The sequence below is a fragment of the Methylosinus sp. shoA genome, assembly GCF_059718125.1.
The window spans coordinates 2,375,276-2,388,260 of the sequence record NZ_AP046091.1 but is presented as its reverse complement, the minus strand read 5'-3'; the positions used below and the strand labels follow the sequence as shown (position 1 = coordinate 2,388,260).

Sequence of the window (12,985 nt, the reverse complement as noted above, 5' to 3'; positions counted from 1 at the left end):
TCGAGCGGTGTGTCACTCAATTGCCCATTTGGAGATGCGTCAGCCGACGCTCGAACTCGGTCGGATGCTCTTGAAGATGCCGATCGAGCCATTTCCCTTCGATGCAGCGTTGCTGCGGATAGATTTTCGTTCCGTTGCGATCGCCGTAACGATCACATAGTTCGGAAAGTGACGGGATCGCCGCATAAGCCGCCCGCGTGCGTGTTTCGTAGTCGGCGACGACCTCATCGCATCTCATGCTCTCCAACCGTTCGATATTGTCATCATCGACATTCAGGACGAGGCGCAGAGCACGGGACTCTGCACGCCCCGTGCGCACGACTTCGATCCACTCACGTTCCGAACGCCACGAGCCGTCCTCCGTCGAATATCGTATCAATGGATCGCACCATTGCGGGAGGCGGTCACGTATTGCCTCGTCGATGCGCTCCTCCTCGTGCCGGACACCCCATCCAAAGTAGAAAAATGGCAGCATGTACCGCCACTCACCTTCGTTCCTGGGCAATCGGTCCAGCAATTCGTTGAGCTCTCGCAGGTGAGGAAGCGTGCTTTTCGCCACGAAGAGACGCGCCCCCAAAGCCATGCCGAGCTCGCCGGCAACTTGCAGAGTGGACATGATGAGATCGAAATTGCCGGCGCGGCCGTTCCAACGGTCATGGACCGCGCCGGCGCCGGCGAGTGAGGCATGGGCGGTCCGGCAGCCGAACGCCCGCCGTTCCGAAAGCCATTCGCGCAGCTCGTCCTTCGTCCGCTGTGGCAACCCTCCCAACGTAATTGCAGAAAGCGGATGGCGGTCCCTCGGAAACTTTCGATCCAGCTCGCTGATGAGTTCGAGCGTCGTGCGGTCGTAGTCCGACGTATAATTCAGCACATAGGCGACAGGAATTGTTTTGCCTGTCACCTCTTCCCATTCCAAAAAGCGCTCGACGAGGCGGAGAAAACGGACCGAGGTCATCCGCGCAAGCCTTTTGTCGCCCATCAGGCAATATCTGCAACTATGGGCGCAGGCAAATAGTTTCGCATGAATGAGCAAGCTCTCGGGCCGTACGATCGACATGACGTTCTCCGACGCTCATCAGAATTTCAATTGAGCCGAAACCGCGAAAGTTCGGGGTGGTCCCACATAATTGGTCGTCGTCAGCCAATAGGCCTTGTTGGTGATGTTCGTTACGTTGAAGCGCAGGATGAATTCCTCGCCCAACGGAAGCCTCCTCCCCAGGACATCGGACGTCCGATACCGGAACCCGAGATCCTCTGTGGCGAACGACGGCAAATATTCTGTGTTGAGCCTGTCGACCACCTGTTGTCCTGTGAAATAATAACCGCCAGTGAGAGTCAAGCCTTGGATAAAGGGCAGATCATATTCCAAACTAACCTTTGCAACCGCGCGAGAAATTTCGGGGGGCGCTTTGCCGTTGAGCGATTGCGCCGCCACAGATATCTTGCTCTGGGTCACTCGAGGGTCGAGTAGGGTCAAGCCTCCGAAGATCCGCAAACCTTCGTAGAGGTTGCCGGCGAATGTCAGCTCTATTCCACGATTGCGTTGACGACCATCCTGCACATAAGTGAAGGCTCCGTCATTATTGTATCGCGCATATTGTAGCGCCTGCTCGATCTGGAAGAAGGCGGCTGTGAGAAACATCCCACCCACATTGGCTTTCGCGCCGATTTCGTATTGACGCCCAACGTAGGGCGGCAGCGTTTGACCACCATTGGTGTAAATTGGCGTGCCGCCTGTAGGAACAACCGCTCCACTTTGCAGCGACTCGCTATAGGTTCCGTAGGTCGAAATCCAATCTACCGGCTTGAAGATCAAGGAAGCAGTGGGCGAAAGGCGGCCCTGATCGTAGGAGGACGTAACCTCGCCCGTCGAATTATCGAAATTGCTTCCGTGCAGCCATGTGTAATTTCCCCCGATCAGCAGAGACCATTGCTCGTCGAACTTGATGTCGTCGCCGAGAATTACATTCTTGTTGTTGTTGTAGTTACTGGTTCTCACCGAGCCGAAGTCGGTCTGAATCCATCCTGGCTGGGCATAGTAGACAGGTGTAGCGAAATTCAGGCCACCCAGAACCAAATTTCGGAAGAATTCCGGACTGCTCGTTGCGCGATAATCATTGCCGTAGAAACCAGTTGTGAGCTTATGGCGGACAAAACCCGTTTCAAAAATGGCGTCGACAAATGCGAAGCCCGAATGGCCGAACTCATGATCGTTGCTGAAGTGAGTGGATGTCTGGCTATATGTCAAGTCGGCATTGGCGACATTATTGTTACTGAAGACGTTGTCACGTCTGATGTTCTGCACATATATGTACGATGTTCTCGCTGTGAAAATGTCATTGATTCGCCAGTTGTAGTCGAGGCTAATTCTGTCTCTTTGCACCGTGTAGGTCGTCCAAGGCTGAGCGTATAATTTGCTTGGATCCGGCGCGTTCGGATGACGAATCCTGCTTGAGCCGTCGCCGTTCTGCGCCAAGATCCAACCGGCTTCGATGCCGCGTAGATTCTGATCGGCGTGTGAGGCTATTGCCGTGAGCGACATGTCTTGCGTCGGTCGCCAAGTGACCGCCGCCGTGAGCACGTCTCGTTTGATGCTCTGATTGTTCACCACAGTGTCGCCGGTCTGACCGACCAGATTCAGTCGGTACGAGAACTGACCATCTTTGTCGATCGGACCACCGAAATCGCCATGCACGAAAGGCGACAGCCCACCGTAATTGCCGACTGTGACATTGGCGAGAGGCGCCTCCGTCGGTCGCTTGTAGACGAAGTTGATGAGACCTCCGACATTGTTCGGTCCATAAAGAAAACTGGTGAGGCCGGTATAGATTTCGACGCGCTCCTTGTCCTCCAGAGGAACCAGAGCCTGATTTTGGAATCGCATTCCATCCTCGGCTCTGCCATTCGCATTGTTGAATGTGAACCCGCGTATTTTGAAATTCGAATTCGCGCCCCGCGTATAGGTCGTACGTATCTGAACGACAGGGCTGATCTTGTAGAGATCGTCGGTCGACCACGCCAGGCGGTTCTCCATCAACGCGGTTGGAACGACGTTGACCGAGTAAGGCACGTCGAGGATCGGCTTCTTTCCGAAGGGGCCGACGTTCGTCACCGTCTCGGGCTTGTATCCGGCGGCTTCGCTTCCTTCCGCCGGTTGGCTCTTCGGCGCGGCGCGCGAACGGCTCTGGCTCGGAGCCGTGACGGAAATATCGGGGACTGGCGTCGCATCTCGGGCATGCACGTGATCCATGCGCGAGAGCGCCGCGACGAAGGACACGGAGGCGAGAAGCGCCCCACGCGACCATGTCAGAGTCGATGGTTGTGGAATGCTGCAGTAATTCATGGCCCACTCCTTTCATCCTGTCGTTTGGACGCAGGTTCTTCTTCGCGGGCTTCGGATCGAAGCCGCGGCCTGTTCGACTGTTCGCGCGCCGAAATGCGCGCATCTCCAGAAAAAATGCGAAGGCGCCGGTTACTCAGGGACCGGTCGAAACGCCTTCGTCGTCGGGGCTCGACCTGTCCGAGGCCGAGTTTCGATGTTTCAATGTTTGCTTCTTTCGCCAGGGCGCCGGAATGAGCCCACGCCAAGGCGCATTGAGACAACGGTCGAGCTCGGCGGCGAGACATGCGAAGCCGTCGTAGCCCCAGAACGCATTGCCTTTTTGATCGAAGAGAGAAGAGAAGGACAATGCGGGCAATCCGCGCTTTCGCCAGTCGTGTTCGTCGCGATCGAGCCCCAGGACGAGATCAGGCCTGGCGACGACGAGATAGGAGTCGACCGACTTGTCGCTCGGTTTTTCGCTTTGGCAGACGAGACGCGGAGTGCGCCATACACCGGTCTTCCCCGGCCATCCGCCGGCGTTGCCGATCCTGAAGCCCAGGAGGCGATACGGCTCGAGTTGCTCCTCCGTCATCGGAAGGAAGTGGACGACGAGCTTGCCTTCCAGCCGGGGCCGGTAGCGCGAGACGATCGCTTCGACGCTCTTTCTATTGGCGGCGATCGTTCGCTCAGCACGGTCTTGAATCTTCGGATCGAACCGGCGCGCTATCGCGCGCAGTGAGGCGTCGGTCGCCGAGGGTCCCCAAAAGCATGTCCATACGAGGGGCATATCGAACCACGATTTCAGAAGCTGCGCATCGCCTCCCGGAAGGTGATCTGCCGGCACATCGAGCGTCTGCGCGAAGCCGATGGCGAGCTTGCATCCGCCGATGCGCGCCATATCGCTCGACGAGGATCCCGTCAGTTTATGGACGGGATCGAGTCCAATATCTCGCAAGAGCTTGTCGACAATCCAAACGAGCCCCGCCGCCTCTCTGCAAAACGCCAAGGCGACGTCGTAACGCGTAGAACGCGGCGGCCTCGATCGACAGGCGGCGGATTTGAGGGCGGCGGCAGTCTCGGTGACCCATTGTCGTGAGCTGCGAACATATTCACAAAAGCGTGGAATGACGAGCTTGCCGGACACTTTGGCGCGGCTCTTGGCGATACCTTTGATATTCTGGTCGACGAGCGCGAGAGGATCTTCGCTCAAGATCGTAACGCCACGCGCGAGGGGGAACAGCGTGTCGAGTTCCTCGAGGGCGAGCGAAAGTTTCGTGTCCCCGCCATCCTCTAGATCGTCTTCGACGAGATTCGTGGACGCGTGGAGAGCGGTGAAGGAGTCGACGCCCTGAGTGAACCCCGGCAGGATCAAACGTGACGCTTGGGTGAATACGCCGCAGCCGACAGGGCCATGGGCGATTGCGATCATATCCAGATTAGCGCCCCAGATGGCGTTGCTCTCGAGCTGGAAAGAGCCGGTGCGATGTCTCAAACGTCCGGCATCAGGATGCGCTCGAGGATGCGGCGCGTCCTGTTCTCGGTGAGGGGCTCCGCTCGCCGGAATCGAGAGATCTGGGCTCTTTGGCTTACGGCCGCGCCTGTCCTTTCGGTAGATTTGGCTGCTTTCGTCATTCTCACGGGCGGACACGGGAACGTCACGAGACAAAGACGGAACGCCGACCAGGCCTTTCAGGGATCCGCCCTGCCAGCGGATTCGACGCTTCGGAAGCAATGGGTTGCGCGCCATCTGTGAGAGCTCTGACGACATGTAGGTTGGTTATATAACCGCATCGCTGTCTGCATACGTCAAGGTATTTTTATTTGTCGTACTCAAGACACCTTTTTATATTACTTCATACAAAAAGGTGGCGTGTTCCAGACAATATTTTTGCCCAGCAATTAACCGAGCTCTTGCAACGATGCTATGCATTTCGACGATCCCGTAGACAACTTGTCCCTTCGCTGCAGAAAAACTCGAGCACTATGCCCGCAACCATGACTTTTCGATAAAGCAGCGCGGATTGCAGGATGGCGCTTGTGGTGTTCGATCTCTGCGACGCATAGACGGTGTTCGGCAACGGCGCTCTTAACCGATCCACATTTTGCGAATGGGCAGACCATCGCCGATCCGGTCGAGCTGATCGTTCCGATGCTCCAACGCTTTATCGCGACCGACCGCGGCTTTTCCAAAGCGCGATCTCAGTCCAAAGCTCGTCCGAAAAGGTCCGGATAGCGATCCCCCGATGATCGATGAGCGTCGCGCGCAGATTGCCGGCGGAAAGCGATGAGTGCCTTTGTCGCGCGCGTTCGCATCGACTCCCCGGCGCCTTCGACGAGGGCGTCGATCTCGTCGATCAATCGATCGCTCGGCATACTTTTGTAGATGCGCGACGAGGTCGAGCTTGTCGCCGCCGGGCTTGCGCAAGCGCAAGGAGCTCCAGCGCAGCCGGACGAGATAGTCGGCGGCTTCCGCCGGCGCGCTCGCCATGAAGCGGCGCAACGCCTTCGCCGCCGAATAGCCGCGGTCGGCGATGCGGATCTCGCCTTCGATCCCGACGCCGCGGTCGAGCGCTTCGCCGCCGTGCTTGTCGGTCAGCTCCAGATGGCTGAAGCCGCCGCCCAGGTCGAAAACGCCATGCACGCGCCAATCCGCGCCGCGACTACCGGGCTTGCTGACGCAGCTTCCATCGGCGATGCGAATGCTGCGGCCCCGCCACTGTGGGCACAGCGCCTTCGCCTGCAACAGATGCGTGACGATCGCCGCGAGGAAGTCGCAGGATTTCCGCGCGGCATCGTGCAGGGCGAGATGCCGCCGATCTTTGTGCTTGGCGCGGATGGCGAGGCGCAGATCGTCAACAGCCGCATCCATCAACACATCCTGATCGTGGATCGCCTGTTCGGCGCGGCCGAGCTGCGCCTTGGCAGCGGCGACCGCCAGCAGACTGTCAGGATTGTCCGCACGGACGGGAGGCCATCGTCATGAGTGAGAATGACACCAACACCGCCGCGCCGATGCGGCTTCGCGCAGAGCCGCCGCGCGTCACCCGTCTGTCTCGCAAAGTGCTCGCCAGCGCGGCCGCCATCGCGCTCGTCGGGGTCGGCGGCGCGCTGATCTATGCGCTTCAAACCCGCGATGGCGGCACGGGGGGCGAAGAACTCTACTCGACCGGCAACCGGCAAGCCGAACATGACGTGTCGATCCCCGACCAGAAGCGCCAGGGTGAAGCCTATTGCGAGGCGCGTGGCTACCAGCTTGTTGAAACATTCGTGGAGCCGGGTAACAGCGCCACGAACGACCGCCGCCCGGAGTTCCAGCGGATGATAGAAGCTGCAACCGCCAAACCGGCATCGTTCGATGTCGTCGTGGTTCACAGCTTCTCGCGCTTCTTCCGCGACGAGTTCGAGATGGAGTTCTATTACCGCAAGCTGGCTAAGAATGGCGTCAAGCTCGTCTCGATTACCCAGGAGCTTGGCGGCGAACCGATCCACGACATGATGCGGCGGATCATGTCGCTGTTCGACGAATACCAGTCCAAGGAGAACGCCAAGCACGTCTTGCGTGCATTGAAGGAGAATGCGCGGCAAGGCTTCTGGAACGGCTCCCTACCGCCCATCGGCTACCGCGTGGTCGCTGCCGAGCAGCGCGGCGCGAAGGTCAAGAAGAAGCTCGAAATCGACCCGCTGCACGCCGACACGATCCGGCTCATCTACCGCCTCGCGCTGGAAGGCGAAGGCTCGTCCGGCCAGATGGGCGTCAAGGCCATCGTCAAGTATCTCAATGGCAAGGGCATCTTCACCCGCGACGGCGGGCGGTGGGGCATCGGTCAGGTTCACCGCGTCCTGACCCGGCAGACCTATATCGGCGAGCATCGGTTCAATCGCCGCTCCAATAAGGGCGAGGTGAAGCCCGAAGACGAGGTTATCACCGTTCAGGTGCCGGCGCTTGCTTGTCGAGCGGGAAACCTTCGACGCGGTGCAGACGCTCTTGCAGGCCCGCAACCCCAAGACCGAGCTGCCAGCGCGCGTCGTGATCGGGCCGACGCTGCTAACGGGCATCTGCTATTGCGGCAATTGCGGGGGCGCGATGACCATCCGCACCGGCAAGGGCGGCCGCTATCGCTACTATGCCTGCTCGATCAAGGCGCGGCAGGGCGAGACTGGCTGCAAGGGCCGTGCGATCCCCATGGACAAGCTCGACCGCATGGTGGTCGGCCATATGTAAGCGCCGTTGTCGTCCCATTGCCGCTGGAATGGAAGAATAGCTTGCAATTCGTTGCGACAAGGCATTGCAAGCCTTTGGCGCAAAGCTTTGTCAGCGATTGGTTCAGCGCAATGGTGAGCGATCAGGCGGCTGGCGTCGGCGACGAGGATTTGAAGGCCCAGGGCATCAGCTCGTCGATGCGCGACTGCGGATGGCCATCGGCGATCGCCTCGAGCGTCGCCTTCATCCAGGCATAGGGATCGACGCTGTTCAACTTGCATGTCGCAATGAGCGAAGCGAGACGTGACCAGGAACGTCCACCTTCATCGTGCCCCGCGAATAACGCATTCTTGCGCGTGAGAGTCAGCGGCCGAATCTGATTTTCGACGAGGTTGGTGTCCATCTCGACGCGTCCATCGTCGAGGAACAGGGTCAGCCCGGCCCAATGATTCAGAAGATAGGCGACCGCCTTGCCCATGTCGCTGCGGCCGGAGAGGCGAGCGGCCTGGGCGCGCAAAAACTCTTCGAGCTCGACGACAAGAGGCCGCGACCGCTCGGCGCGAACGCTCTGCCGGATCGGCGCCTCTTTGCCCCGGATGTCCGCCTCGATCGCATAGAGCGCGGCGATGCGCGCCAGGATCGCCTCGGCGATGGGCGAGCCCGCTTTCGGCGTGGCGGCGATGATCTCGCGCCTGCCATGGCTCCAACACCAGGCGAGCCGCAGTGGGGCGCCACCTTTGCGCTCGGCGCGCGCCAGACGATGATAGCCGCCATAGCCGTCGACCTGGAGAACGCCGTCGAATCCTTCGAGCATCCGCTCGGCGTGCTCGCCGCTGCGACCCGGCGCGTAATGATAGACCACGATCGGCGGATCGGCGCCGCCGTGCCCGCGGTCGTCGCGCAGAACCGCCCAGAGATAGCCAGTTTTCGTCCGGCCGCGGCCGGGATCGAGAACCGGCGCCCGAGTCTCGTCCATGAATAGACGGCCGGACAGCTTCATCAGCGCGCTCATGCGCTCGACGATCGGCGCGAGGTGGAAGGCCGTCGTTCCCATCCAATCGGCCAGAACGGCGCGGTCGAGCATGATCCTGTGGCGCGCGAAGACCTGCGATTGACGGTAGAGCGGCATGTGCTCGCTGAACTTGGCGACCGCCACTTGCGCCAGCAGCGCCTCGGTGGGAACGCCGCCCTCGATCAGATGCGCAGGAGCCGGCGCCTGGGCGACGCCCGCGCATCCTGTCGGACAGGCGTAGCGGGGCCGCACGGTCTCGATGACGCGATATTGCGCCGGCGTCACGTCGAGGCGGCTGGAGCGGTCCTCGCCGATCCGAACCATCAGGCCGCAGCCGCAGGGACAGGCGAGGCTTTCTGGCTCGATCACGCGCTCGACGCGCGGCAGATGAGCAGGAAAGGCGCGCGCGGCGCGGGCGGCGCGCTCCCTGGTCGCCGGGCGCCCCGAGCGGCGCGCGCGATCGTCTTCCCGCTCCTGGACTTCGGCAATGGCGATCTCGATATCTTCCAGAACGAGCTGTAACTGATCGGGATCGAGTTTCTCCGAACGCTTGCCGAAACGCGCGCGTTCATATTCCTTGACGAGCAATTGCAGACGTTCGACCGTCTCCTTCGACGCTGCGAGCTCGCTCTCGGTGTGAAGGCGCGCGGCGAGCTCATGATCGGCGCGGATGCGTTCGGCTTCGAGCATGGCGCGCTGAGCTTCGAACAATGCGCGTAGTTCGGCAGGCAGCTCTGCGAGTCTGGAGGGATCGAAGCTCGGCGTCACGTCGGCGAATCTATCGCAAGCGAGGCGCCGAATGAAGCCGAAGTTGCGATCAGTTCGCCGCGGTCGGCGTCGCCACGATCCGCTCGCCGACGCGCTTCCAGTTGAGCCCGTCGAATAGAGCTTCGAATTGCACCCGGCTCAATTGCAGGACGCCGTCGCTGATCTGCGGCCAAGAAAAGCGGCTATCGCCGAGACGCTTGTAGACGAGCACGAGTCCGGTTCCGTCCCACAGCAAAATCTTCAAGCGATCCATTCGCTTCGAGCGGAACACGACGATGAGCCCGGAATGCGGATCGAGTCCGAGCTTGTTTTGCACGAGAGCGGCCAGCGCGTCATGCCCGCAGCGGAAATCGACGGGACGCACGGCGAGCACGATCCGCAACCCTTGCGACGGAATGATCACGCGCCGCGCTCCAGCGCCGTCATGATCTCGGCGATGCGCGTCGACGCGGTGTCCTGATCCAGCCGTAACACGACCTTGCCGACGACGATCTCGATCTTCGCATCGCTCTCGTTACGAACGGAGGGCTGCTCGAGCTCGATCTCCACGAACTCCGCGGGACCGTCGGTCACCAGCGCGAGCCGCCCGGTGCGCGCCTGGCGGCGCCACTGCGTCAATTGCTGCGCGCATATCCGATATTTGCGGGCCACGTCGGCGACGCGCGCTCCAGGCGCGAGACTCTCTCGTACGATCCGGCCCTTCAGCTCCTTCGACCACAGCCGATTGCCCGAACGTGAACGACGAAAATCCACACGTCCGACAAATCCTGCGCCAAAAGCCGTTTCGATCGTCGCATTCTCGTTCATCTTCGGATCCTTCCAGAGACATGGCTGTCCCTCAGAAGAATCTCACATCCGAAAATCCTTCCGAACCCGAAGAATCAATGGGGTCGCAACGGCGCTTACGCCATATCGAGGAACGCTTGCTCGATCCCGACCGGCTGGAGGAATTGCTTGGCACCGTTCTCGGCCGCCGCGACGATCAGGCCGAGCGTCGCCGGCAGCACATCGCCGAACTGGAGCGGCGCGCGACCGAATCGGCATTGCGCCTCAAGCGCCTTTACGACGCCATCGAGGCGGGCATCGCCGACCTGGACGACCCGGCGCTCAAGGAGCGCATCGCCGGCCTCAAGGTCATCCGCGATCAGGCCAGGGCCGACGCCGACCGGGCGCAAGCGTTGCTCGACAGCCCCGGCCACAGCGCCATCACTCCAGCCATGATCCGGGGTTTTGCGCGGCGCGCACGCGAGCGCATCCGGGGCACGGAGGGCGGCTATCGGCGGGATCATCTGCGCGCCCTGGCGCAACGCGTCGAGGTCGCCGACGACGCAATCCGCATCATGGGATCGAAGACGGAACTGCTAAGGACGCTTATTGCGGGCCAAGTGCGGCAATCGGCGGCGATTGGCGTGCCCAGAGGGGTTCCAAAGTGGCGGAGGGGGCGGGATTCGAACCCGCGATACGGTTTCCCGTATACACACTTTCCAGGCGTGCGCCTTCAACCACTCGGCCACCCCTCCGCGATCCCGCCCGTCAAATCGCCGGCGCGATGGCGGCGCACTATATTCGGGCGTGGGCCGAGCGCAATTCCTATCTGCGCATCGAAAGGCGCTTTTTCCGCGTTTCTCGGTCTGCGGCGGCCCCGGCGTGGACAGGCGGCTGTGCGCGATCTATTCATTCGGCCTCGCAGTGGCGCGTCGAGACGACCCCATGCTCAGATTGCTCATCCGTTTCGCCGGCCTTCTCCTGCTCGCCGGCGGTTTTGCGGCGCTCATCGTCGACGGCACGCGCTCGCTCGCCGGCGGCAACCTGCGCGTCATTCCGCTCGGCGTCGCCCTCGCCGATCTCTATCCGTTGCAGATGAAAGCTTGGCAGGCCGCCGCCGAGCGCCAGCTCTGGGGCCCGGTCGCCGGCCTGCTGTTGCGCGCCCCGTTGAGCCTCACGCTCACCGGCCTCGGCGCCCTTCTCATCGCCGCGAGCCGCAAACGGCGCCGGCCGATCGATTTTCCGGCCCGGTGACGCCGCGCGGCTCTTCCGCCGGCGGCCGGCCGCCCCCATATCGGCGCAAACGCTGCGGCAGGCCGGAAAGGCGGCGACCGATATGGAGCATTTCGTCAATCGTCATCCCCTGCAGGGCCCCTTCCCACAGGGCTTCGAGACGGCGGTGTTCGGCATGGGCTGCTTCTGGGGCGCGGAGCGGCGCTTCTGGCGGCTCGGCGAGGGTGTTTTCGTCACCGCCGTCGGCTATGCGGGCGGGACGACCGAGAACCCGAACTATGAGCAGGTCTGCACGGGCCGCACGGGCCATGCCGAAGTCGTGCTCGTCGCCTTCGATCCGGCGCGCATCTCCTATGAGACCCTGCTGAAGACCTTCTGGGAGAGCCACGACCCGACCCAGGGCGACCGGCAGGGCAATGACGTCGGCACGCAATATCGCTCGGCGATCTTCTGCTTTTCGGAACAGCAGCTGCGCCTCGCCGAGGCCTCGCGCCGCGCCTATGGAGCGGCGCTCGGCGTGAAGGGCTACGGCCCGATCACCACGCAGATCGCGCCGGCCCCGCCCTTTTATTACGCCGAGGCCTATCACCAGCAATATCTCGCCAAGAATCCCGACGGCTATTGCGGGCTCGGCGGCACGGGCGTCGCCTGCCCGACGGGGATCGGCGCGGAGCCGGCCTGACACTACTCCGCCTTCAGCACCTGCCGGCATTCGGCCGGCAGGCCGGCCATGGTCATCGGCGGCCAGGTCTTGGTCGATTTCTTGGGATGCAGCGCCTCTTCGGTGAACCACCAGGCGAGCGAGGCGTCGCAGCCGTCGCCCGGCGGCACATCGTCCTGATCCTTGCAGCTCTCCGCGCCGCGCGGGCAGAACAGCCGGACATGGAAATGATAGTCGTGCCCGAACATCGGGCGAATCTTGGCGAGCCAGCGCCGATCGCCAGTCGCCGAGCGGCACAGCGCGCGCTTGATCGCGGCGTTGACGAAGATGCGCTGCACCTGCGGCGATTGCGCGGCGGTCTTCAGAACGGCCAAGTGCCCTTCGGTCCAGACCTCTGGGTCGACGTCGAGCCGGTCCTCCCGAACGACATTGGTCGCCGACATCTCCTCCCGCTCGGCGCGGGAGAGCTCGCGCCGCGGCATGGGGGTGAGCCAGATGTCGGCGTCGAGGCCGATCTGGTGGGAGGCGTGGCCGGTGAGCATGGGGCCGCCGCGCGGCTGGGAAATGTCGCCGACGAGCAGGCCCGGCCAGCCTGCGGCCTGCGCGGCCGCGGGCGCCAGCCGCCGGAGAAAGGCGATCAGATCCGGATGGCCCCAAAAGCGGCCGCGCGAGAGGCGCATGACCTGCCAGCCGGGTCCGCTGGCGGGCAGCGCCTCGGCGCCCGCGAGGCAGCCATGGGAATAGAAGCCGATCGGCTCCGGATCGAGCGGGGCCGGACTTGTGGCCCGGCCGAACAGTTCCTTGGCCGGCGTTTTCGGATCCGACGGATGGGCGAGCGGCGGCAGGGGCCGGGGATCGAGCGCGCCCCTGTCCTGAGCGCGCGCGGCGCTGCAAACGAGGAACAGAACGATCAAAATTGCCGGTCGCAGATAAACCATGGCGGGGCTTTCGTGGTTCGGCCGAAGGGTGGCGACTCGTGGCGGCCATGCGGCGGCCGATCCGCATCAAACGCCCCAATTCGGC

General features: G+C 62.2%; 12 protein-coding genes, 1 tRNA gene and 2 pseudogenes. 5 read left to right on the top strand and 10 right to left on the bottom strand.

Annotated elements, in window-relative coordinates; translation table 11 throughout:
* Positions 1 to 16: 16 nt before the first annotated feature.
* From AC6IW9_RS10770 to AC6IW9_RS10760, 3 genes are all read right to left on the bottom strand, one after another.
* Entirely contained in the window at positions 17 to 1,057 is a 1,041-nt protein-coding gene (locus AC6IW9_RS10770; protein WP_497763771.1) for a hypothetical protein, read from the bottom strand.
* A gap of 18 nt (positions 1,058 to 1,075) precedes the next feature.
* Positions 1,076 to 3,343 (bottom strand): TonB-dependent receptor, encoded by a 2,268-nt coding sequence (locus AC6IW9_RS10765; protein ID WP_497763770.1) that lies wholly within the window; start codon positions 3,341 to 3,343, stop codon positions 1,076 to 1,078.
* A gap of 133 nt (positions 3,344 to 3,476) precedes the next feature.
* Positions 3,477 to 4,814 (bottom strand): nitrogenase component 1, encoded by a 1,338-nt coding sequence (locus AC6IW9_RS10760; protein WP_497763769.1) that lies wholly within the window; start codon positions 4,812 to 4,814, stop codon positions 3,477 to 3,479.
* A gap of 618 nt (positions 4,815 to 5,432) precedes the next feature.
* On the opposite strand from AC6IW9_RS10760, the pseudogene AC6IW9_RS10755 reads away from it, so the two are divergent.
* Positions 5,433 to 5,555: pseudogene (locus tag AC6IW9_RS10755) on the top strand (DUF2274 domain-containing protein); the annotation flags it as partial.
* Here AC6IW9_RS10755 and AC6IW9_RS10750 read toward each other — a convergent pair.
* Positions 5,522 to 5,680 (bottom strand): hypothetical protein, encoded by a 159-nt coding sequence (locus tag AC6IW9_RS10750; RefSeq protein WP_497772589.1) that lies wholly within the window; start codon positions 5,678 to 5,680, stop codon positions 5,522 to 5,524. The pseudogene AC6IW9_RS10755 and the gene AC6IW9_RS10750 sit on opposite strands and share 34 nt — an antisense overlap.
* A 256-nt stretch (positions 5,681 to 5,936) precedes the next feature.
* Between AC6IW9_RS10750 and AC6IW9_RS10745 the strand changes: the two are divergent.
* Together AC6IW9_RS10745 and AC6IW9_RS10740 are read left to right on the top strand one after the other, a co-directional pair.
* Positions 5,937 to 6,305 (top strand): annotated as a pseudogene (locus tag AC6IW9_RS10745) (TrbG/VirB9 family P-type conjugative transfer protein); the annotation flags it as partial.
* Entirely contained in the window at positions 6,302 to 7,780 is a 1,479-nt protein-coding gene (locus AC6IW9_RS10740; protein ID WP_497763768.1) for a recombinase family protein, read from the top strand. The pseudogene AC6IW9_RS10745 and the gene AC6IW9_RS10740, both read left to right, overlap by 4 nt.
* Here the strand turns inward: AC6IW9_RS10740 and tnpC are convergent.
* From tnpC to AC6IW9_RS10715, 5 genes are all read right to left on the bottom strand, one after another.
* On the bottom strand, positions 7,666 to 9,303 hold the full coding sequence (gene tnpC / locus AC6IW9_RS10735) for an IS66 family transposase (RefSeq protein ID WP_497763766.1): 1,638 nt from the start codon (positions 9,301 to 9,303) through the stop codon (positions 7,666 to 7,668). The genes AC6IW9_RS10740 and tnpC overlap by 115 nt on opposite strands.
* A gap of 49 nt (positions 9,304 to 9,352) precedes the next feature.
* Entirely contained in the window at positions 9,353 to 9,706 is a 354-nt protein-coding gene (gene tnpB / locus AC6IW9_RS10730; protein WP_497763765.1) for an IS66 family insertion sequence element accessory protein TnpB, read from the bottom strand.
* Positions 9,703 to 10,110, bottom strand: a complete 408-nt coding sequence (gene tnpA / locus AC6IW9_RS10725) for an IS66-like element accessory protein TnpA (protein WP_497763764.1) — start codon at positions 10,108 to 10,110, stop codon at positions 9,703 to 9,705. Before tnpA ends, tnpB begins: the two co-directional genes overlap by 4 nt.
* Before the next feature lie 95 nt (positions 10,111 to 10,205).
* Positions 10,206 to 10,592, bottom strand: a complete 387-nt coding sequence (locus tag AC6IW9_RS10720) for a hypothetical protein (protein ID WP_497763763.1) — start codon at positions 10,590 to 10,592, stop codon at positions 10,206 to 10,208.
* A 141-nt stretch (positions 10,593 to 10,733) separates the two neighbouring features.
* Positions 10,734 to 10,823, bottom strand: a tRNA-Ser gene (locus tag AC6IW9_RS10715).
* Positions 10,824 to 11,013: 190 nt separating this feature from the next.
* Here AC6IW9_RS10715 and AC6IW9_RS10710 point away from each other — a divergent pair.
* Both AC6IW9_RS10710 and msrA read left to right on the top strand, forming a co-directional pair.
* The gene (locus tag AC6IW9_RS10710) at positions 11,014 to 11,322 is read left to right on the top strand and encodes a hypothetical protein (RefSeq protein WP_497763762.1); all 309 of its coding nucleotides are present in this window, start codon (positions 11,014 to 11,016) and stop codon (positions 11,320 to 11,322) included.
* An 82-nt stretch (positions 11,323 to 11,404) separates the two neighbouring features.
* Positions 11,405 to 11,983, top strand: coding sequence for a peptide-methionine (S)-S-oxide reductase MsrA (gene msrA / locus AC6IW9_RS10705; RefSeq protein ID WP_497763761.1), 579 nt, complete (start codon positions 11,405 to 11,407; stop codon positions 11,981 to 11,983).
* 2 nt (positions 11,984 to 11,985) lie between these two features.
* Here the strand turns inward: msrA and mepA are convergent, their stop codons facing one another.
* Positions 11,986 to 12,900: a penicillin-insensitive murein endopeptidase gene (gene mepA / locus AC6IW9_RS10700; protein WP_497772352.1), complete on the bottom strand. Its 915-nt coding sequence runs from the start codon at positions 12,898 to 12,900 to the stop codon at positions 11,986 to 11,988.
* Positions 12,901 to 12,985: the final 85 nt, after the last annotated feature.